This window comes from Hyphomicrobium sp. CS1BSMeth3 (genome assembly GCF_900117415.1).
Classification (GTDB): domain Bacteria; phylum Pseudomonadota; class Alphaproteobacteria; order Rhizobiales; family Hyphomicrobiaceae.
The window spans coordinates 378,566-398,489 of sequence record NZ_FPEI01000004.1 but is presented as its reverse complement, the minus strand read 5'-3'; the positions used below and the strand labels follow the sequence as shown (position 1 = coordinate 398,489).

18 protein-coding genes are annotated in these 19,924 nt (G+C 63.3%); 11 read left to right on the top strand and 7 right to left on the bottom strand.

Going from position 1 to position 19,924, the window contains the following annotated elements; translation table 11 throughout:
• Positions 1 to 16: 16 nt before the first annotated feature.
• From CS1BSM3_RS06130 to CS1BSM3_RS06120, 3 genes are read left to right on the top strand one after another with little or no spacing between them, the layout of a single operon-like run.
• On the top strand, positions 17 to 775 hold the full coding sequence (locus CS1BSM3_RS06130; RefSeq protein ID WP_244540435.1) for an ABC transporter ATP-binding protein: 759 nt from the start codon (positions 17 to 19) through the stop codon (positions 773 to 775).
• Positions 772 to 1,575 (top strand): ABC transporter permease, encoded by an 804-nt coding sequence (locus CS1BSM3_RS06125; protein ID WP_072386129.1) that lies wholly within the window; start codon positions 772 to 774, stop codon positions 1,573 to 1,575. The genes CS1BSM3_RS06130 and CS1BSM3_RS06125 overlap by 4 nt, the downstream gene beginning before the upstream one ends.
• A 52-nt stretch (positions 1,576 to 1,627) precedes the next feature.
• Positions 1,628 to 2,536, top strand: a complete 909-nt coding sequence (locus CS1BSM3_RS06120) for a DMT family transporter (RefSeq protein ID WP_072386128.1) — start codon at positions 1,628 to 1,630, stop codon at positions 2,534 to 2,536.
• Between the two features lie 51 nt (positions 2,537 to 2,587).
• Here the strand turns inward: CS1BSM3_RS06120 and CS1BSM3_RS06115 are convergent, their stop codons facing one another.
• Positions 2,588 to 3,223 (bottom strand): pyridoxamine 5'-phosphate oxidase family protein, encoded by a 636-nt coding sequence (locus CS1BSM3_RS06115; RefSeq protein ID WP_072386127.1) that lies wholly within the window; start codon positions 3,221 to 3,223, stop codon positions 2,588 to 2,590.
• A 120-nt stretch (positions 3,224 to 3,343) separates the two neighbouring features.
• On the opposite strand from CS1BSM3_RS06115, the gene CS1BSM3_RS06110 reads away from it, so the two are divergent.
• Positions 3,344 to 4,249 carry a LysR family transcriptional regulator gene (locus tag CS1BSM3_RS06110; RefSeq protein WP_072386126.1) on the top strand — a complete coding sequence of 302 codons (906 nt, stop codon included), beginning with the start codon at positions 3,344 to 3,346 and terminating at the stop codon, positions 4,247 to 4,249.
• A gap of 183 nt (positions 4,250 to 4,432) precedes the next feature.
• A complete protein-coding gene (locus CS1BSM3_RS06105; protein ID WP_072386125.1) occupies positions 4,433 to 4,906 on the top strand; it encodes a VOC family protein in 474 nt (157 codons plus the stop codon).
• Between the two features lie 111 nt (positions 4,907 to 5,017).
• Here CS1BSM3_RS06105 and CS1BSM3_RS06100 read toward each other — a convergent pair whose 3' ends face one another.
• Entirely contained in the window at positions 5,018 to 5,917 is a 900-nt protein-coding gene (locus CS1BSM3_RS06100) for a GNAT family N-acetyltransferase (protein ID WP_072386124.1), read from the bottom strand.
• Between the two features lie 527 nt (positions 5,918 to 6,444).
• Between CS1BSM3_RS06100 and CS1BSM3_RS06095 the strand changes: the two genes are divergently transcribed.
• Entirely contained in the window at positions 6,445 to 8,673 is a 2,229-nt protein-coding gene (locus CS1BSM3_RS06095; RefSeq protein ID WP_072386123.1) for an ATP-binding protein, read from the top strand.
• Here CS1BSM3_RS06095 and CS1BSM3_RS06090 read toward each other — a convergent pair.
• A complete protein-coding gene (locus CS1BSM3_RS06090) occupies positions 8,652 to 9,398 on the bottom strand; it encodes a response regulator transcription factor (protein ID WP_072386122.1) in 747 nt (248 codons plus the stop codon). The two genes, CS1BSM3_RS06095 and CS1BSM3_RS06090, sit on opposite strands and share 22 nt — an antisense overlap.
• A 159-nt stretch (positions 9,399 to 9,557) precedes the next feature.
• On the opposite strand from CS1BSM3_RS06090, the gene CS1BSM3_RS06085 reads away from it, so the two are divergent.
• Genes CS1BSM3_RS06085 through CS1BSM3_RS06065 form a run of 5 tightly spaced genes read left to right on the top strand, consistent with a single transcriptional unit; the run spans position 9,558 to position 15,785 of the window.
• Entirely contained in the window at positions 9,558 to 10,628 is a 1,071-nt protein-coding gene (locus CS1BSM3_RS06085; RefSeq protein ID WP_072386121.1) for an ABC transporter substrate-binding protein, read from the top strand.
• 36 nt (positions 10,629 to 10,664) lie between these two features.
• Positions 10,665 to 11,540, top strand: a complete 876-nt coding sequence (locus tag CS1BSM3_RS06080) for an ABC transporter permease (protein ID WP_210188745.1) — start codon at positions 10,665 to 10,667, stop codon at positions 11,538 to 11,540.
• Between the two features lies 1 nt (position 11,541).
• Positions 11,542 to 12,369, top strand: coding sequence for an ABC transporter permease (locus CS1BSM3_RS06075; RefSeq protein WP_244540434.1), 828 nt, complete (start codon positions 11,542 to 11,544; stop codon positions 12,367 to 12,369).
• Positions 12,370 to 12,380: 11 nt separating this feature from the next.
• On the top strand, positions 12,381 to 13,457 hold the full coding sequence (locus CS1BSM3_RS06070) for an ABC transporter ATP-binding protein (RefSeq protein ID WP_072386119.1): 1,077 nt from the start codon (positions 12,381 to 12,383) through the stop codon (positions 13,455 to 13,457).
• Between the two features lie 6 nt (positions 13,458 to 13,463).
• Complete coding sequence (locus tag CS1BSM3_RS06065) at positions 13,464 to 15,785, top strand: xanthine dehydrogenase family protein molybdopterin-binding subunit (RefSeq protein ID WP_072386118.1); 2,322 nt, start codon at positions 13,464 to 13,466, stop codon at positions 15,783 to 15,785.
• A gap of 79 nt (positions 15,786 to 15,864) precedes the next feature.
• Here CS1BSM3_RS06065 and prpB read toward each other — a convergent pair whose 3' ends face one another.
• Genes prpB through CS1BSM3_RS06045 form a run of 4 tightly spaced genes read right to left on the bottom strand, consistent with a single transcriptional unit; the run spans position 15,865 to position 19,894 of the window.
• Positions 15,865 to 16,785 (bottom strand): methylisocitrate lyase, encoded by a 921-nt coding sequence (prpB, locus tag CS1BSM3_RS06060; protein ID WP_072386117.1) that lies wholly within the window; start codon positions 16,783 to 16,785, stop codon positions 15,865 to 15,867.
• 14 nt (positions 16,786 to 16,799) lie between these two features.
• Positions 16,800 to 17,966: a bifunctional 2-methylcitrate synthase/citrate synthase gene (gene prpC / locus CS1BSM3_RS06055; RefSeq protein WP_072386116.1), complete on the bottom strand. Its 1,167-nt coding sequence runs from the start codon at positions 17,964 to 17,966 to the stop codon at positions 16,800 to 16,802.
• A gap of 6 nt (positions 17,967 to 17,972) precedes the next feature.
• Positions 17,973 to 19,481, bottom strand: coding sequence for an MmgE/PrpD family protein (locus tag CS1BSM3_RS06050; RefSeq protein WP_072386115.1), 1,509 nt, complete (start codon positions 19,479 to 19,481; stop codon positions 17,973 to 17,975).
• Complete coding sequence (locus CS1BSM3_RS06045; protein ID WP_072386715.1) at positions 19,478 to 19,894, bottom strand: acyl-CoA thioesterase; 417 nt, start codon at positions 19,892 to 19,894, stop codon at positions 19,478 to 19,480. Before CS1BSM3_RS06045 ends, CS1BSM3_RS06050 begins: the two co-directional genes overlap by 4 nt.
• Positions 19,895 to 19,924: the final 30 nt, after the last annotated feature.

Sequence of the window (19,924 nt, the reverse complement as noted above, 5' to 3'; positions counted from 1 at the left end):
TGTCAGGATCTCCCGCGTGGGGAAGGTCTACCCTTCTCCGCGCGGGGACGTGACGGCGTTGGCCGATATCGACCTCGACATCCGCAACGGCGAGTTCCTGAGCGTGGTGGGGCCGTCGGGATGCGGCAAGAGCACGCTTCTGAAGTGCGTGGCCGGGCTGGAGGGCGTGAGCTCCGGCCAGATCTCGGTACGCAACACGCCGGTCAAGGGGCCTCCCGACCGCCTCGGCGTCGTCTTTCAGCGTGATGTGCTGTTGGATTGGCGCACGATCCTCGACAATGTCCTCCTCTCCGCCGAGTTCCTCGGGCTGAAGCGCGCGCAAGTCGAGGGGCGCGCCGTGGAGCTCCTCAAGCGCTTCGGTCTCGGCGGCTTCGAGAACCGTCATCCCTGGGAGCTCTCGGGCGGCATGCGCCAGCGCGCGTCGATCTGCCGAGCGCTGCTTTGCGATCCCGAGCTTCTGCTCATGGACGAGCCGTTCGGCGCCCTCGACGCCATGACGCGCGATGATCTCAACGTGGAGCTCACGCGCATCTGGCAGGATAGCAACCACGGCCAGCGCAAGACCGTGCTGTTCATCACGCACAGTATCGTCGAGGCCGTCTATCTCTCCGACCGCGTCGTCATGATGTCCCGGGCGCCGGGGCGGATCGTCGACGTTATCGACATCGATATTCCGAGGCCGCGCCCGCTTTCCGTGCGGGAGACGCCGCGCTTCGGAGAACTGACCGGAAAGATCCGCCACCACTTTGCAGAGCTGGGGATTCTGAAGGAATGAAGCACGGCATCTTCAAGCGCCTGTTGGCCGAGAGCCGGACGCGAGACGCCTTCGCCATCGTTGCTGCGCTTCTGATCATCTGGGAGGTGTGCGTCCATATCTTCTCGCCGTCGCCGCTGATTCTGCCGGCCCCCTCGGCGATCTTCGCGGAGTTCTGGTCCTCTCCCTGGGTCTTCATCCGCCATTCGGGCTATACGCTCGCCGTCACCGCGCTCGGTTTCGGGATCGCTGTCGTGCTCGGCATCGTTCTGGCGGTCGCCATCGTCTATTCCCGCTTCCTGGAGCGGACGATCTACACGCTTCTCGTTGCCCTCAACAGCATTCCGAAGGTCGCGCTGGCGCCGCTCTTCGTGATCTGGCTCGGGACGGGCACGGAGCCGAAAGTCTCCGTCGCCGTCATGCTGGCGATTTTCCCGATCGTGATCGACACGGTCCTGGGGCTGCGCTCCGTTGATCCGGACATGCTGAGCCTTGCCCGCGTGTCGAAGGCCTCCGCATGGCAGGTGCTGTTCAAGATCCGCTTTCCTTGTGCACTGCCGAGCCTCTTCGCTGGCATGAAGGTGGCCATATCGTTTGCCCTGGTCGGTGCCATTGTCGGCGAGTTCGTGGCGGGCGGCACGGGCCTCGGCTTTCAGATTCTCGTCGCGCAGGGACAGTTCGATACGCCGCGCGTCTTCGTCTCGCTGCTCCTCCTGAGCCTCATGGGCACGGTGCTCTTCTATCTCGTCGACTTCGCAGAGCGGATTTTCCTGCCGTGGCACGTTTCGCAGAGGCCGCATGTCGCCGTGGCCGGCGGCTGATCGCGCGAGAGCATGAGGGGCGCCGCGCTTCGATGATGCGCAGGATGCCGACATGACGCCGGCCAGTATCGGCCTCGGGATCGCCGCGCTTCTGCTGACGGCCGTGCTGTGGGGCAGCAACCACGTGGTCGCGCGCGCCGTGCACGACATGGTGCCGCTGCCCGCCATGGTGTTCTGGCGGTGGGCCTTGGCGCTGGTGATCCTCCTGCCGATTGCGCTGCCGCAGATGCGCAGAGATCATGCGCCGCTGCGTCGGAACCTGCGTGAGATCGCCCTCGGCGGCATCATCGGCGTTGGCATCTTCTCGTTCCTGCTGGTCGGCGGCGCGTATCAGAGTCTCGCCATCGAGGTCGGCATCATCAATGCGACGACCCCGGCGTGGGTGGCTGTGATCGCGTGGCTCGGCGGGCAAAGTCTGCTCGGCCCGCGTGGTTGGATGGGGTTGCTGCTGGCGTTCCTGGGGACGGTCGTCATCGTCGCACAAGGCAGCCTCGCCGTTCTCGCCACCATCGATATCCGCATTGGAAATCTGTGGTCGCTCCTCGGCGCGATCGCGTTCGCCTGGTTCTCCCTGAGAGTGCGCACGTGGAGCCGCGAGATAAGCTCGCTCTCCCTGACCGCGGTGACGGCCTTGATCGGCTGTCTGGCGATCATGGCGCCGGTCTACATGATCTGGCTTGTGCTCGGAGGCGAAACCATCGCCTTCCGCGATGCCGACACTGCGCACGCCTGGGCGAGTGTCATCTACGTGGCCCTGGGTCCGACGCTGCTCGGCAATGTGTGCTACCTGTTCGGCGTTTCCGTGGTGGGACCGCAGCGCGCGGCCGCGTTCCTCTACCTGAGCCCGGTTTTTGCTGCTCTCCTGTCAGTCGCTCTGCTCGGCGAGCCGCTGCACATATTCCATCTGCTGGGGTTTGTGCTCATCATCACCGGCCTCGTGGTCGTCAACCTCGACCGCTAGGCGGCAGAGCACCCCCGTTTGGGACGAAGGGAAGCGCGCGGGCGGTCGAGCCTATCCCGTCGCACCAGAGTTTGCGGCAAGGCGAGCGCGTAGCTGGGCGTTCTCGGCTTCGAGCTCAGCCAAGCGGCCGCGCAGAGGACGGATCGCCTCGCTGACTTCGCGCTCGCTGAAGCGCGGCGTGATGTGTTGCTGACAATTCCAGTCGAACGCCTCCAGGCGCAGCCGAAAGATGCGCTCGAGCTTCGCCCTGTACTCCGGCACGGTGACGAGCGCAGTGAGGTCAGGCGCATCGTCAAGCGCCAGGATCTCGACACGAGCGTAGATCTTGAGCCGGGCCGGGCGTGTGTAGTCCATCAGGAACAGGCAGGCCCGATCATCAGCCGCAAGGTTGCCCGTGCTGATGTACTGGCGGTTGCCGCGATAGTCCGCGAAGGCAAGGGTTCGGTCATCGACCAGCTTGAGGAAGCCGCGCGGGCCACCGCGGTGCTGAACATAAGGCCAGCCCGTCTCTGAGACGCTTGCCATGTAGAAACTGTCGCGCTCGGCAATGAACGCCGCCTCGTTCTCCCTGAAGCGATCGAATGTGCGGTCGCCTTTGAAGTCCTGCCAGAGGTGATCCGCGCCCATCTTGGCTTGCGCGGCCCGCACGCTGGGTGTGATCGCGATATCGAGGAACCCATACGACATGGCTTTCTCCTTCCGACCGAGAGCCGGAGACCAGCCCTCTCACCAGCGCATTTAGGCAGTTTCGGAAATTAGGATAATCGGCTATTGTCGTGAATAATAATCTCAATATCTGGAACAACGATGGATCGCCTCGAAGCCATGGCTGTCCTGCTGAGGGTGGTCGATCGCGGGAGCTTTTCGGCCGCGAGCCGCGACCTCAACATGCCGCTCGCCACGGTTAGCCGAAAGGTCAGCGAGCTCGAGCGGCACCTCGGCACGCGGCTGCTCGTCCGCACGACCCGGAAGGTGGCCTTGACGGACGTCGGCGCGAGCTACGTGACGTCAGCCCGTCGCATTCTCGATGAGATCGGCGAGACGGAGCGTGCGGCGGCCGGGGAGTTCCATGCCCCGCGCGGGGAGCTGGTCCTCACGGCCCCGGTTCTATTCGGCCGCCTGCACATCGTCCCGATCGTCGCAGAGTTTCTTGCTGCCTATCCGGAGATCGACATTCGGCTGCTGCTCTCCGACAGGAACCTCCATCTTGTCGAGGATCACGTCGACATGGCGGTGCGCATAGGCTCGCTGCGGGACAGCTCCATGGTCGCCTCACGCGTCGGATCCATGCGCACGGTCGTGTGTGTCAGCCCGAAGCTGCTCGCGGGACATCGCGAGCCGAGATCCCCGGAGGGCCTTGCCGAAATGCCCTGCGTGAGCTTCGAGCCCATGTCGCCCATCGCCACGTGGTCCTTTCGAGCGAAGGCCGACAAGCGCACGTTCCAAGTGCCGGTCCGCGCGCGCCTCACGGTAACGACCGCCGAGGCTGCCGTTTGGGCGGCGCTCCAGGGCATCGGGGTGACGCGCGTCCTCCACTATCAATGTGCCGCCCCGGCACGAGAGGGATTGCTGCGGATCATCCTGACAAAATACGAAGTCGAGCCGCTCCCGGTTCATCTGCTTCACGCAGCGCGTGGCGCACTGCCCTCAAAGATGCGCGTCTTCCTGGATTTTGCGGCCGAGCGCCTGAGGGCCAATCTGAAGTCCCTCTAGCCGCTCGCACTAACCCGCTGATATCGAGGCAGCATTGGGATCAAACTCTCCACGGACCGGTTGTTGCCGAAATCACCTGTCCAAGGAGTGGAAAAAAAAGAATGCCGCGATGTCGGATCGGGGCGGCCCGATCCGTCCTTGTGGCAGAGATCATCGGGGTTCTCGAAAACGAAAGGACAGGCCATGGCCAAGAACACGATCTGCGTGTGGTACGACAGGGATGCCGAGGCTGCCGCCCGCTTCTATGCCGCAACCTTTCCCGACAGCTCAGTGGGTGCCGTCCGCCGTGCGCCCAGCGACTATCCATCCGGCAAAGAAGGCGACGTGCTGACGGTCGAATTTATAGTGGCCGGCATCCCCTGCCTTGGTCTCAACGGCGGTCCCGCGTTCAAGCACAACGAAGCCTTCTCATTCCAGATCGCCACGGACGATCAGGAGGAGACCGACCGCTATTGGAACGCCATCGTCGGCAATGGCGGTCAGGAGAGCCAGTGCGGCTGGTGCAAAGACAAGTGGGGCATCTCCTGGCAGATCACACCGCGCGTGCTGACCGAGGCGATGGCGGCCGGTGGCGCTGAGGCCAAGCGCGCGTTCGAGGCGATGATGGGCATGAAGAAGATCGACGTCGCCAAGATCGAGGCCGCGCGACGCGGCTGATCCCCCTCGACTTGCGGGGTGCCGCATTCCATGCAGCTTTCCGCTACGGATTGCGTGCCTCGAGTATCTGCAGTTGGTGCAACTGCAGACACTGCAATCAGCGACGCGTGATCACATGAAGCCGGGATTTCGCGGGAGATACCTCGTCCAGTCGCCGAAATCATGCGTCGATACCAGCACCATCGGAAATGTGATGCGCAAGCTATGCTCGGCGGCGATGCCGAGGGCCTCGCTCACTCCGGGAAGAAACGCCGACACTTGCGCGCTTGTGCCTGCTGAAGCCAGGTCCAACGCGGTACGGAAAGCGGGGCCCATCTGTCGCGCTTGAGCGACGGCCAGGGGGCCCACGTGACCCGACGCTGAGATGTACGCGTAGCCCACGCAATCGTCGGCGTCATGGAGGAAAACGCCTTTGATCGTAGCGTCGCCGAGAAGATAGCGGTGATGCTTTTCACGAGAGATGCCGAGGGCGCCTAGATCGAGCTTTGCCAAAAGCTCGAAGTGCGGAGCTCTCGGTTCGATAGGTGTGCAGCGCAGCTTGTCTCCATTGAGGCGGCCTACCAATGCATCGCGCGTGCCGCTGTGGAGATAGAGCGGCAACCGTGGCAACAAGCCGTGCCGAATGTACAGCCCTTGCGACACGACATTGAAAGTGAAGGTGATGAGGCTTTTGTTGGTCGCGCCTGCCTTCCTGGCGTGCTCGAAAGTTCGCGCCAACAGCTCCTGGCCGACACCGCGGCCTTGCAGACCAGGGGCAACAAACAGCTCTGCCAGAAACCAAAGATCACCGGACACCCAACTCAGCGCGAAGCCAACGATCTCTCCATCGGCCTCGGCCAACCACAAGCCATCGGCATCATCCTGCAGGCAAAACAATTGAAAATCGGGAGGGCGCGATGTGGCCATGCGCCCAAATCCGTGGCGCTCGGTCAGGTCGTTGATGCTCCGAATGACGAGCTCTTCCGCCCTCTGCAATTCTTCAGCGCGTGCGGGCCGGATGATGATGGGCATTGACGCGATCTCCATCGCAGACGCTGTCAAGACAGGGCGGTCGAACATAGTGAGGTCGATATTGCAAAAGCAACATCCGCGCATGAGTGAAGCAAAGCGCTACAGGCGGAAGCCCCCTGGGGTTTCGGCTTCGCTTTCTGTCGAAAGGGTTGCTCTTCATCTGCTTCGCCATCTGCAAACGGATGCTGTGGCAGTCAGACTTTCGCTTTTGCGTCGAGGAAAATATTATAATAATATCAGCGCGTTATATCAATTATTGGGGGACTGAAGGCAATCATCCGATCTCGCCGCTTAAATGGGAGAGAGTGCCGCGCACGTTGATGTCTGCCACCGTCCACCAAGCCGGCGCTGCCACGATCTCCGCCGCAGGGGATGGGGCAGGTAGTGTGCCATCCTCCGTGCCGCGACATCTCGCACCGGGTTCTCACTCCGCAGCAGTCATCTCGCTCCGCGCGTCTTCTCTCTTGGCCAAAGAGCCGGGAGCATCACATAGTGCGGCAAAGTGAAAACCACGTCAGTGGGCCAAGATGACTCCGCTATTCGGTGCCGGTTTCCTGCGTGAGCCAGCTTTCTGGCAGTGGTCGGGAGGGGACAAGATCACCCTTTTCCCCCAGAAGCTGCCGCGTCGTCGCACTCAGTTTCTGATCGGACAGTCCATCTATCGTCCGAGCATGGGAGCACGCCATCCGTCCCTTGCTTTTCGGGACGTGCTCCGCCGCTTTCCAGCGGCGCCGTTCGCGCACCAGATCGATGGCTATCTCGAGACGCGACAGAGCACGCAGCGTTATCGGATGCTCGGAGCAAGGATCCGAGGACAGGCTTCGCGCCATGCGCAGAGCAGGACCATAGTTGCAGGCTTCCTCTGGCCTGACATGGCCCACGCCCGCTCGGATACGGAAGAGCAGCTTCAGGCCTTCATCGACGGCATCGAGAGCTTGCCGGAAGCGTTCGTTCTCTATGATGCAGACGACCGGTTGATGCTCTCGAATTCCGCGTATGCCGAACTGTACGGCACGATTGCGGACATCGTCCGGCCGGGCGTGACCTACGAGGAGATCCTTCTGAAGAGCGTCGAACGGGGCCAGTTCCAGACCGGGGACGACGCAGAGGAATGGACGCGGAGGCGCATGGAGTTTCATGTCCGCCGCGAGGGGCTGTTCGAGCAGCATCTTGCGGACGGGCGTTGGATTCAGGTTAGCGAGCGCGCGACGCCCTCGGGCGGAACCACCAGTATCAGGGCCGACATAACTCTGCTCAAGCGCCGCGAGGAGGAGCTCAACGCGCTCAATCGGCAGCTCGAGGCTTCCACCATAGCCAAATCACGCTTTCTGAGCGCGGTGAGCCACGAGCTGCGGACGCCGATGAATGGCATACTCGGCATTGTCCAATCGCTTCTGCTCGAAAACATGAAGCCGGATCAGAGAACGCGCCTTGAAATCGTGCTCGGATCGGCGCGCGTGCTGACCGCCCTTCTGGACGACATGCTCGATATCTCCCGGATCGAAGCCGGACGCCTCGAGATCAAGCCAGGACCGATCATTCTGCGCGACTTCATTGATGAGATTGCCACCGTCGTCTGCCCTCAGGCGGAGCTTAGCGGCATCGTGATCCGGTCGAGTGTGGCGTCGGACTTGCCCGATTGCCTGATCGTCGATCTTCTGCGGTTGCGTCAGATCATCTTGAACTTCCTATCCAACGCCATCCGCTATTCCATGCCGGGCGAGGTGCAGCTCGCCGCGAGGAAGCGTACGGAGGCCGGAGCGGATGGGGACCTCCTGCGCATCGAGATAAGCGACAACGGGCCTGGCATTCCCGCCGAGGACGCGGAGCGCTTGTTTCGACCCTTCGAACGTGCCGAAAGTAGCTGGTCGGACGTCCCTGAGGGCCTTGGGCTCGGCCTCTCGATCTGCCGCGACCTGGCTGAAGCCATGAACGGGCGCGTCGGCGTGGACAGCGTGCCGGGACACGGCGCGACATTCTGGGTCGATCTTCCGTTGAGGGCCGGCGTATCGCCGACCGCGGCGGCCGCGACCCAATTGCGCGCGCTGATGGACCCTTGTGGCGAGGCTTGTCTGAATGTCCTCGTGATCGATGATGACGGCGTCAATCGTCTGGTCGCGGGCCTGCTCATCGAGAAGCTCGGGCATCGGGTGACGACATGTCCTGGCGGTGAAGAAGGATTGGCGACGCTCTCGGAGCGAAGTTTCGATCTGGTTCTACTCGATATCACGATGCCGCGGATGGGCGGCATCGACGTTCTCCGGCACATCCGCGCGACACACGGTGCGAGCCTGCCGATTGTCGCCATGACGGCCAATCTGATGTCGGATCAGATAGCGGAGTATCGATGTCTCGGCTTCCAGCACATCTTGCCGAAGCCTCTGAGCTTGGACGTCCTCGGCGAGATATTGCGGCAGCACACGCCATCGACGGACAAGATCGAAATGATAAACATCTTGGCAGACCTCGGCCCTGTGCAGACCAGGCGCATCATCGAGCAGGCCGCAGCGGCGATTGCCGAGCTGCGCCAGCGATTTGAGCAGGCCCTTCCCGGTGTTCCCCTGGATCAACGGACCATGCACGCCGTGCATTCGATGCGATCCACGGCAGCGATGCTGGGTTTGGGGGCCTTATCCGAACTTCTTGCCAAGGCCGAAGCGGCGGGGGAGGTCACGGCGCAGGGCCGTCGCGGCACGATGGTCGCGCTGAGCGACGCGCTTGTGGAGCTGGAGCGTCAGGTAAAGTCCCTGTCGTAGCCCTCCGGCCGCCGCACGACCGAAAGCGCGGCATCATTGATGCGATAGCCGTGTCCAGCCACCGTGAGCAGGAGCGTCGGCTTGCCTTTGGATGGCTCGAGCTTACGGCGCAGCCTGCTGATGAGAATGTCGATCGAGCGCTCCGACTCGGGCCCATCCCGGCGCGTCGTCGCATCCAGAAGCTGGGCACGGGTCTGAACGCGTCCGTGCGCGCGCAGCAGCACTTGCAGGACATCGTACTCCATGCGCGTCAGCTCGGCGCCCTTCCCTCGCCGCTCGATCGTGCGACGTTCCGGATCGATGATCCAGTCTCCGAGCTGGTAGCGGTCCGCGGGGGGCGTCTTGCTTCGCGCGCTTCGCTCGAGAAGGCGGCGCACTCGGAGCACCAGTTCCCGGGGATTGAAGGGCTTGGTCAGATAGTCATCGGCGCCCATCTCGAGGCCGGCCAGGCGATCGTCGGAGTTTTGGCGTCCGGTGACGATGATGATCGGGACGCTCGAACGGGCGCGCACGCGTCGCGTGATGGCGAGGCCGTCCTCATCCGGGAGCGTGAGATCGAGGATGATGACATCCGGAGGGCGTGACGCGAGCAGCGCGAACAGCTCGCTCCCCGTTCCGAGCCGAAGCGTGCGGAACTTCGCCGTCTGCAGATAGCCGTCGAGGATCGAGCCGAATGCGGCATCATCGTCGACGATCGCAACGGTCTTCCTCGACGCAGACTGCATAGCGGCTGGATCTCGACCCTCGTGCGCGAATGCGAACGAATATAGAAATATAGTGGAAACAATCAAGAAATACCCAGGCCCGAGGGTATTGCGTGACCGCACACGAGCCCGACGATGGCCGCCGGTTGAAGCGCACAACTCGAATCATCCGGGGAACCAATGACAAAATCACGCGATTCCAATACCTTGCAGCTCAGCAGACGCCGCTTTCTGGGAACGACAGCAGCCGGCGTTGCCGCAGCCGCACTACCGGCTCTCCCGGCCTTGGCGCAGAGCAAGGACCTCGTCGTCGGAAACTGGGGCGGAGATTGGAACGATCGCGTCGTTCGCGCCTTCGAGAAGCCGCTGCTCGAGGACAAGGGATATAAAATCGTTCGCGAGCTGAGCCAGGCGCCAGAGCGGAAGACCAAGCTCGTTGCTGAAAAGCGCCTGCCGCGCGGCACGCTCGATATCGCGCATCTCACGGACGCTGATGCCTACGAGATGGATCAGCAGGAGGTCCTCGAGAAACTCGATACCTCCAAGATGCCGAACTTCAAGCACGTGCGCGAGAACCTGCGCTCACCCTACTTCATGCCGTGGGTCTACGGCGGTGTGGTCATACTTTACAATCCGAAGAAGATTTCAGAGCCGCCGACCTCTTTTGCCGATTTGTGGAATCCCAAGTACGCCGGCCGGGTCGGGGTGATCGACCAGATCTATTTCAACTACATCTATCTTGCGGCGCTCGCTGCCGGCGGCACGCTCAAGGACGTGAAGCCTGGCCTCGAGAAGTTGAAACAGCTCAAGGTCGACAGCAAGCCGCGCATCTATCCGGCGCATCAGCAGCTCGCGGCTGCATTCGCCTCGGAGGAGATCTGGATCTCGGCCAACTACACGGCGCGCGCACTCCAGTGGGAGAATGACGGCCTGCCGGTGAAGTTGGCGCATCCGAAGGAAGGTGCGATTGCGATCACCTTCGGCGTCGGCATTCCGCGCAAGGCGCGCAACAAGGATGCGGCCTATGCGTACCTGGATGCGATGCTGGATCCGGGCGTGATGGCCGAGATGGCCAAGGTCACCTACTATGCGCCCGCCGTTGACAACGCGACCCTCACGCCGGAACTCAGCAAGCGTATCGACTTCACGCCCGAACAGGTGAGCAAGCTCCACTTTGTCGACTATCCATACGCAGCCAAGAACTCAGCGGCGTGGCTCGAATGGTGGAACAAGGAGTTCAAGTCGACTTGACGCATCATCGCGATTGAACAGGAGATGACGTCGTTCGTGGCACTTTCTCATGGGGGGCGCAGCTCGGATACGGCCCGGGCTGCGCCATTGCTCACGGCGGCTGTGCTGCTGGTGATCGTCTTCCTGTTCCTGCCGCTTGCGATCATGTTCAGGTTCAGCCTGAACAAGTTCGTACCGGGCCAGTTCATGGTCGAGGCTCTTGTCCTCGAGAATTACCAGAAGTTCATCAGCGACGAGTTCTATCGCGGCGTCCTCTACACAACCATTCGCGTGGCGCTCGTATCGACGATCCTGTCGCTGATTTTCGGCTTCCCGCTCGCCTACATGATCGCGCGGGCGCGGTCCGCACGAACGAAAAACATTATGATCCTGCTCGTCGTGATCCCTCTGCTCATGGGCAATGCGGTGCGCACGGCCGGCTGGATGGTCCTGCTCGGCGATCGCGGCGTCGTCAACATGCTCCTGCAGATGGTGTCGCTCACTACTGAGCCGATCAAGATCCTCTATACCGAGACAGCCGTCCTGATCGGCATCGTCGCCGTGCTCCTCCCCTATATGATCATCACGCTCTACAGCATTATCGAGGGCATCGACCGCGTCTACGAAGAGGCCGCTTCCAGTCTCGGCGCGCGACCGAGTGAAGTCATGCGGCTCGTGATCGTGCCGATGGCGATGCCGGGCGTATATGTCGGCAGCGCCATCTGCTTCATCCTCGCGATGAACGCCTATGCCACCCCCGTCCTCATCGGTGGCCCCGAGTTCCACATGATGGGCCCCAAGGTCTACGAGCAGATTACGAAGGTCAGCAATTGGCCCTTCGGCTCGGCGCTCGCCTTCGTCCTGACCGCTGTCACCGCCGTGCTGACCATCCTTTCCAGCATCACGGTTCAGCGTCGCTACGGGCGGATGTGAAATGAACGAAAGCAGCCGCCTTTGGAAGGACATGCTGGGACGGACGCTCTATCGCGTCGTCGCTCTGGCGACCCTGGCATTCGTTCTCGCACCTCTTGTGGTCGTTGTCTGGGCGAGCTTCTTCTCGAACAAGATCCTGTCGTTTCCACCGCAGGGCTATACGATCGACTGGTTCATTCGCGCCTGGCAGCAGGATGTCTTCCGGCAGGGCTTCCTGCTCAGTCTGCAGCTAGGTGTGATGGCGACGCTGTGGAGCCTGCTGCTCGGCGTGCCAGCCGCGCTTGCCCTGGCGCGCTATAGCTTCCCCGGCCGCGAAGCGATCAATGCCATCCTCATGGCGCCCATGATGGTGCCCGGCATCGTCGCTGGTGCCGCCGTCTATATCTTCTTCATCGAAGTGGAGATCCGAACCGAGATCCCGCTCGTGGGCAGTCTGCCGGGGCTGTCGATCGCGCACATACTGATCGGATTGCCCTGGACTGTGCGCCTGGTGACGGCGTCCATGGTGGGCGTCGATCGCCAGATCGAAGAAGCCGCCCTGAGCCTGGGCGCCAACCCGCTTGTCACCTTCTTCAAGGTGACCCTGCCGCTCGTCCGTCCGGGGATCGTGGCGGGCGCCATGTTCAGCTTCATCGTCTCGTTCATCGACCTCGAAAAGTCGCTGTTTCTCGTCGGTCCTGGCCGCGTGACGCTCCCGATCGCCATCGTGAACTATCTCGAGTGGAACCTTGACTCGACGATCGCTGCGGTCGCCACCATGCAGATCCTCGTAATCGCTGCCGCCCTGCTGGTCTCCGACCGCTACTTCAAACTCAGTCGCTCCTTCTGACGGTCCACTCGATGTCCGCAATCAACTTCAATTCCGTCAGCAAGGCCTACGGCGACGTCCAGGTCGTCAAGGATCTCGATCTGACCATTCATGACGGCGAGCTCCTCGCCCTGCTCGGCCCGAGCGGCTGCGGCAAGACGACGACCTTGCGAATGCTTGCCGGCTTCGTGGATGTCACATCCGGCCAAATCTTCTTTGGCGAGCGCGATGTCACGCGGCTCCCATCGTACCGTCGCAATACCGGGATGGTCTTTCAAGGCTACGCCCTCTTCCCGCATATGTCGGTCGCGCAGAACGTCGCCTTCGGTTTGGAGCGCCGCGGCGTTGCGCGTGCCGAAGTGCAGGCCCGTGTGCGTGAAGCCCTCGCGATGGTGCACATGGGTGAGTTCGGCGATCGCCTGCCTCGGCAGCTCTCTGGAGGCCAGCAGCAACGCATCGCGCTGGCGCGTGCGATGGTCATTCGCCCCGACGTTCTTCTTCTCGACGAGCCTCTGTCGGCGCTCGATGCGAAGCTTCGCCTCGACGTGCGCAAGGAGATACGCAAGCTCCAGCAGGAGCAGAAGGTGACGACATTGTTCGTCACGCACGACCAGGACGAAGCACTGACCATGGCCGACCGCCTGGTCGTGATGAACCGCGGCAGGGTGGAGCAGATCGGGACGCCCGAGGACGTGTACGAAAGTCCGCAGACGCGCTTCGTCGCCGATTTTCTCGGGCGCTCGAATTTTCTTGCGGGCGATGTCACCGAGGCAGGCGTGTTCACTGCGCGGGATGGCACGCGCCTCGCGTTCCGCAGCGGATGGCAGGCGCCGAATACGAAAGCGCTGCTGGCATTCCGCCCGGAGAAGGTCACGATCTCCCCAAATGGAAGTGCAGGCGAGGCAGCCAATGCGCTCTCCGGGCATATCGTCGACACGCTCTACTCCGGCTCCTCGACGGAGGTCAGCGTCCGGCTGGCATCGGGCGAAACGATCATTGTGACCCGGCAAAACAGCGAGGCGCGGCGCGGCGATCTGACACCGGGCCATGCCGTGACAATAACGTGGCCGTCGGAAGCAACAGTCGTCGTCAGCGACACAAGCGAATAGCTCGACATGCAGGATCGATCGAACAGGGCGTTTGAGAGCGCCGACGGAGAGCTCGCGCCTCTGGTCGGAAACGCGCGATATCTCGCTGATATTTCCATCGCCGGCATGCACCATGCCGTCATGCTGCGCTCACCGCACGCGCACGCCCGCATCATCAGTATCTCGACCGCAGCGGCCGAGCGTATGCCGGGCGTTGCCGGCATCTTCCTCGCCTCCCACATCGCCGATCTTCAGCCGATACCCTGCCTGATCAAGCTGAACTCCGCCGATGGCACGCCGCGCGCGGATGCGCCATGGTCGATACTCGCCGCGGACCGGGTGCGCTATGAGGGAGAAGGCGTGGCGTGGATTGTGGCGGAGACTGCGGAGCAGGCCGTCGCTGCCGCGGCCCGGATCGATGTAACCTACGAGGTGCTGCCGTGCGCCGTCGATCTCGCATCGGCCACCTGCAACGCGCCACTGGTGTGGGGTCAGACGCCAGACAACGTCGTTTTTGATTGGGAGTTCGGGGATCGCGCGAAGAGCGACGCCATATTTGCGCGCGCGCACCGCAACGTCACACTCGAGATCGTCAACAACCGCGTCGCGCCGACGCCCATGGAGACGCGCGGCGCGATCGGCATGTACAGCCGAGAGGACGACGCGTTCACGCTGATTGCGGGCACGCAGGGCGTCCATCTCGTCCGGCGCATCCTGGCGGATTCCGTGCTGCAAATACCGCGAGATCGTCTGCGCGTGCAGTCGCCACGCACCGGCGGCGGCTTCGGAACGAAGATCTTCACGTATCCGGAGTATGCGCTGGCACTATGGAGCTCGCGCCGCCTTGGCGTCCCCGTGCGATGGATCGCGACGCGCAGCGAAGGGTTCCGCAGCGACACGCAAGCACGCGACAATATCTCCACGGGCGCCCTTGCGCTGGACAAGCAGGGCAACATCCTGGCCATTCGCGTCGATGCTCTGGCGAATGTCGGCGCCTATCTCTCCCAGTATGCGCCGTTCGTCCCGACCGAGTGCGGATCTCCGGTGCTCTCAGGTGTCTACGGGATTGGTCACATTTTCAATCGTGTGCGCGGGGTCTTCACGCACACCGTGCCCGTCGATGCGTATCGCGGCGCAGGAAGGCCGGAAGCCAACTACATTCTCGAGCGCCTGATCGATAAGGCGGCTCGAGAAATGGGCATGGATCGCGCCGAGCTGCGTCGCCGCAATCTCATCCCGCGCGTCGATAAGCCGACGACGACCGCGAGCGGCCTATCCCTGGACAGCGGTGATTTCCCGGCAAACATGTCACGTGCGCTCCAGCACATCGACTACGTTCGTTTCGATGCGCGCCGCGCTGATAGTAGCGCGCGCGGTCTTCTGCGCGGATTGGGGATCGCGAACTATCTGGAGGCCAATGGGGGCCTGGCCGCCGCCCGGCAGATCGAGCCAGGCAAGCGTCCTGTCGAATCGGCCCGGGCGCGTTTTACCTCCGACGGCTACGTCTTTCTTCATACCGGCACGCAGTCCACCGGACAGCGGCACAGCGCCGTGGCGAAACCGTTCGCGGAAAAGCTCGGGCTGGATTTGGAGAGCATTCTTTTCGCGGAGGGCGATACGAGCGACGTCGCGGAAGGCGGCGGCACGGGCGGCTCCAAGTCCACGCTTACGTCCAGTCTGGCGATCCTGGCGCTCGGCGACAAAGTCATCGATATCGCGCGCCGGAAGATTGCCGAGCTCTGGAGCTGTTCGTCCGGAGACATCGTCTATGAGGATGGAATGTTCCGCCTGTCCGAACGCAATCTGACGATGACGATCCCTGAGATTGCGGCGCAATTCTCGGGTATTCTGGATTGCGAGGCCAGGATCGAGGTGACTGCGGGCACTTTCGGCAGCGGTTGTCATATCTGCGAAGTCGAGATCGATCCGGAAACCGGAGCCGTGCAGATCCTGCGCTACGTCGCTGCCGACGACTTCGGTGTATTGCTCGACGCGGCGGAGGTCGAGGCGCAGGTGATCGGCGGCGTCGCACAGGGTATTGGCCAGGCACTGCTCGAGCATGTGATGTATGACGCTGTCAGCGGCCGGCAGCTCGCGGGCTCATTCATGGAGTATGCGCTGCCAACGAGCGCTCACATTCCGCTTCTCGAATGGCTCCACGCTGGAACGGTGTGCGCGACCAATCCCCTCGGCATAAAGGGGTGCGCCGAGGCCGGCGCGAGTGCGGCGCCACCCGCGGTCATGAACGCTATTGCCGACGCGCTCTCTGATCTGGTTCCCTGCGACATGGTTCAAATGCCGGCTCTGCCAGGCCGCGTGTGGTCTTGGATCCACGCTGTTCGCTCTTGAGGCCCCACCGTAGCAAGCGGACGTGAGGTCAGCGATCGGATCGTCGCCGATCGCGTATCCTTCGCCTCCCTAGCTCAGACTACCCCTGCGGCATGTCCGTCGGAATGATCGTCTGGACGATCGAGGCATCGAGCGCCTCGTAGTCGTGCAGGCCGATGGCGGCATAGAGCTCGGCGCGGGTCTGCATGCGCTCGACCATATTGTGGGCGCCACCGTCGCGCGCCATGGCCGCATAAAGGCGCTCCTGCGCCTTGTTGGCGACGCGCAACGAGCTCACCGGCCAGATGACCATCTTGTAGCCCATGGCCTCGAACTCGGAGGCCGTGAAGAACGGCGTCTTGCCGAACTCGGTCATGTTGGCGAGCAGCGGCACGCCGGGCAAAGCCTTGGCGAAGGCGCGGAACATCTCGGCCGTGTTGAGCGCTTCGGGGAAGATCGCATCGGCGCCGGCTTCGATATAGAGCCTCGCCCGCGCGACGGCACCGTCGATCCCTTCGCTCGCCGCGGCATCCGTGCGCGCGATCAGATAGAGATGGCGGCGCGCCTTGGCGGCAGCGGCGACCTTGGCCGCCATGTCCTGCGCGTCGGCGAGCTTCTTGTCATTGAGGTGCCCGCACTTCTTCGGCAGGAGCTGATCCTCGACGTGCACGGCCGCCGCACCGGCATCCTCGAACGTGCGCACCATGTGCATGACGTTGAGGGCTTCGCCGTAGCCGGTATCGCCATCGACGAGGACAGGCAGACCGCTGGCCCGCGCGAGCTGACGAATGAAGAAGGCGACCTCATCGACCGTGATGATGCCGAGGTCGGGTAGCCCCATCGAAGCGGTCATGGCCGCGCCCGAAAGATACAGGCCCTCGAAGCCGGCATTGCGCGCTTGGATGGCCGCCATGCCGTTGTGCGCGCCCGGCAGCGAAAGAATGCCGGGACGCGCGAGGAGCTTGCGGAAGCGCACGCCCGCGGGATCAGTGGCGACATCGGCGGCAACAAGATAGGGCATTTCTCTTCCTTGATTTAAGCAGCCCGCGGTGGCCCGTTGCGCGCGTCGAGCGGCACGAACGTGCGGTTCTCCGGGCCGATGTAGTTCGCCGACGGGCGGATGATGCGGTTGTCCTGGCGCTGCTCGATGATATGCGCGCACCACCCGGAAGTGCGGGCGATGACGAACAGCGGCGTGAACATGGCCGTCGGCACGCCCATCATGTGATAGGACACGGCGCTGAACCAGTCGAGATTGGCGAACATGCGCTTGGTCTCGGCCATGACCGCCTCGATGCGATCGGCAATCTCGAACATGCGCAGGGAGCTCGCTTCCTCGGACAGATCCCGCGCCACCTTCTTGATGATCTCGTTGCGCGGGTCGGCGATCGTGTACACAGGATGGCCGAAACCGATGATCACCTCCTTGGCGGTCACGCGGCGGCGAATATCTTCCTCGGCTTCATCCGGCGAGGCATAGCGCTTCTGGATCTCGAAGGCGACCTCGTTGGCGCCACCGTGCTTGGGACCACGCAGGGCACCGATGGCCCCCGTTACCGCCGAGTAGATATCGGCACCTGTTCCCGCGATCGAGCGCGCGGTGAAGGTCGAGGCATTGAACTCGTGCTCGGCGTAGAGATTGAGCGAGGTGTGCATGGCGCGCGTCCAGCTCTCTGACGGCGGATGGCCATGCAGGAGATGCAGGAAGTGCGCGCCGATGGTGTCATCATCGGTCTCGACCTCGATGCGGCGGCCGTTCTGAGAATAGTGATGCCAATAGAGCAGCATGGAGCCGAGCGAGGCCATGAGCCGATCGGCAATATCGCGCGCGCCGGCATGATTGTGGTCGTGGGCCTCGGGAAGCACGCAGCCGAGGGCCGAGACGCCGCTGCGCATGACATCCATGGGATGGGCCGCCGCCGGGATGGCCTCTAGTGCTGCCTTCACTGCTGCTGGCAGGCCACGCAGCGACTTCAGCTTGGTTTTGTAGGCGGCGAGCTCGGCTTTGGTCGGCAGATCGCCATGGACGAGCAGATGGGCGATCTCCTCGAATTCGCACTTGTCGGCAATGTCGAGGATGTCATAGCCGCGATAGTGCAGGTCATTGCCGCTGCGGCCGACCGTGCACAGTGCGGTATTGCCCGCGGTGACGCCCGAAAGCGCGACCGACTTCTTGACCTTGTTGGGCGTTGCCTCTGCCATGGTCGCTTACTCCCTGAAGATGCCGGGCTTGCTGCCCGTGCCGAGTTGGGCCGGATCGACGGTGAAGGTGAGACCTGCGAGCCCTTCTGCCGTCAGGCGCGGCAGACGCTCCACCGCGCCGAGGAAGGCGTCCTGTGCCGCGGCGGGGACGATGCCCTCGGCGAGCGTGCGGAACTTCTTCACGTAGTCTGGGCGTGCGAACGGCCCGGCGCCGAGCGGATGCGCGTCGGCAACGGCCAGCTCGTCCTCGATGACGGTGCCGTCTTCGAGCGTCACGGCCACACGGCCGCCGAAGGCTTTCTCGGCCGGATCAGTGCTGTGATAGCGGCGCGTCCAGGCCGGATCTTCCGCCGTCGAGATCTTGCGCCAGAGAGCAACCGTGTCCGGGCGCTGCGCGCGTTCGGGAGCATAAGAACGCTCGTGATGCCAGCCGCCGTCCTGCAAGGCGACCGCGAAGATGTACATGATGGAGTGATCGAGCGTCTCGCGGCTGGCCTTCGGGTCCATCTTCTGCGGATCATTGGCGCCAGTGCCGATCACGTAGTGCGTGTGATGGCTCGTGTGGATGACGATGCTCTTCACGCGCGCCGTGTCGCCGACCTTCGGTCCCATGCGTCGCGCGAGATCGATCAGCGCCTGGCTCTGATACTCGGCGGAGTGCTCCTTGGTGTAAGTGTCCATGATCGCGCGCTTGCGCTCGCCCTTCTCGGGCAGCGGCACCTGATACTCGGCCTTGGGCCCGCTCAGCAGCCACGCGATGAAACCGTCCTCACCCTCCCAGGCCGGCGAGGGTGCACCTTCGCCGCGCATACAGCGATCGACGGCTTCCACGGCCATCTTGCCGGCGAAGGCCGGTGCATAGGCTTTCCAGCTCGAGATCTCGCCCTTGCGCGACTGGCGCGTGGTCGTCGTCACATGCAGCGCCTGCTGCACGGCCTGATAGATGACCTCCGTCGGCAGCTTGAGGGCGGCGCCGATGCCGGCAGCGGCGGCAGGGCCGAGGTGCGCGATGTGGTCGATCTTGTGCTCGTGCAGGCAGATACCCTTCACGAGATTGACGTGAATCTCGTAGCCGACGGCAATGCCGCGCAGGAGATCTTCGCCATTGAGCCCGCAGTGCTGAGCCACGGCCAGGATCGGCGGGATGTTGTCGCCGGGATGCGAGTAGTCCGCGGCGAGGAACGTGTCGTGGAAGTCCAGCTCGCGCACGGCGACGCCGTTGGCCCAGGCCGCCCATTCCGGCGAGAAGCGACGCTGCGGCGAGAGGCCGAAGATGGTGGCGCCCGGCTGCATGCGGTGCGCGGTGGCCTGTCCGCGCGCGCTGACGATCGGATGGCGCGCCAGCGACGCGGCGGCGACCGCGGCATTGTCGATAATGCGGTTACCGATCATCTCGACGACATCATCGTCGAGCGGCACGTCATCGGAGGCAACGCTGGCGATCTTCCAGGCGAGCTGCGCGGCGCGCGGCAGCATCTCGGAGGACTTGTGGGTGCGGACAGTATGCAGCTTCACGTCGGACGTTCCTCGTTTGCAGACAGAAGTTCAGGTGATGGGATGGCGATCGGCTTGCCGCTGGCGTCGACGGCGACCATTTCGAATGAGCCGCGCATGGCGAGGCGGCGCTCACCCGTGAGCAATGCCTCGGCCGTCACCTCGACCTCGACGGTCATCGAGGCCCGGCCGACGCGGGCCACGCGCGCATCGAGCTCGACGAGCTCGCCGACACGGACAGGCACGTGGAAATCGATCTTGTCCGACGAGGCCATGACCACGGCCGTGCGGGCGCGCCGCGTGGCAGCGACGAAGGCCGCCTTGCCCATGAGGCTCAGCGCATTGCCGCCGAACAGCGTGCCGTAGTGGTTGGCGTGCTCGGGAAAGATCATCTCGATGAAGCGCGTCGCGGCTGAATTGGGCGTGGCGATCATTTTCAGCCCATGGCTGTTGCAGGACTTGGC

Excerpts from the sequence above, each read along its gene's own strand:
- CS1BSM3_RS06125 (WP_072386129.1), top strand. The coding sequence starts at position 772 with ATGAAGCACGGCATCTTCAAGCGCCTGTTGGCCGAGAGCCGGACGCGA.
- CS1BSM3_RS06120 (WP_072386128.1), top strand. The coding sequence starts at position 1,628 with ATGACGCCGGCCAGTATCGGCCTCGGGATCGCCGCGCTTCTGCTGACG.
- CS1BSM3_RS06115 (WP_072386127.1), bottom strand. The coding sequence starts at position 3,223 with ATGTCGTATGGGTTCCTCGATATCGCGATCACACCCAGCGTGCGGGCC.
- CS1BSM3_RS06110 (WP_072386126.1), top strand. The coding sequence starts at position 3,344 with ATGGATCGCCTCGAAGCCATGGCTGTCCTGCTGAGGGTGGTCGATCGC.
- CS1BSM3_RS06105 (WP_072386125.1), top strand. The coding sequence starts at position 4,433 with ATGGCCAAGAACACGATCTGCGTGTGGTACGACAGGGATGCCGAGGCT.
- CS1BSM3_RS06100 (WP_072386124.1), bottom strand. The coding sequence starts at position 5,917 with ATGCCCATCATCATCCGGCCCGCACGCGCTGAAGAATTGCAGAGGGCG.
- CS1BSM3_RS06095 (WP_072386123.1), top strand. The coding sequence starts at position 6,445 with ATGACTCCGCTATTCGGTGCCGGTTTCCTGCGTGAGCCAGCTTTCTGG.
- CS1BSM3_RS06090 (WP_072386122.1), bottom strand. The coding sequence starts at position 9,398 with ATGCAGTCTGCGTCGAGGAAGACCGTTGCGATCGTCGACGATGATGCC.
- CS1BSM3_RS06085 (WP_072386121.1), top strand. The coding sequence starts at position 9,558 with ATGACAAAATCACGCGATTCCAATACCTTGCAGCTCAGCAGACGCCGC.
- CS1BSM3_RS06075 (WP_244540434.1), top strand. The coding sequence starts at position 11,542 with ATGAACGAAAGCAGCCGCCTTTGGAAGGACATGCTGGGACGGACGCTC.
- CS1BSM3_RS06070 (WP_072386119.1), top strand. The coding sequence starts at position 12,381 with ATGTCCGCAATCAACTTCAATTCCGTCAGCAAGGCCTACGGCGACGTC.
- CS1BSM3_RS06065 (WP_072386118.1), top strand. The coding sequence starts at position 13,464 with ATGCAGGATCGATCGAACAGGGCGTTTGAGAGCGCCGACGGAGAGCTC.
- prpB (WP_072386117.1), bottom strand. The coding sequence starts at position 16,785 with ATGCCCTATCTTGTTGCCGCCGATGTCGCCACTGATCCCGCGGGCGTG.
- prpC (WP_072386116.1), bottom strand. The coding sequence starts at position 17,966 with ATGGCAGAGGCAACGCCCAACAAGGTCAAGAAGTCGGTCGCGCTTTCG.
- CS1BSM3_RS06045 (WP_072386715.1), bottom strand. The coding sequence starts at position 19,894 with ATGATCGCCACGCCCAATTCAGCCGCGACGCGCTTCATCGAGATGATC.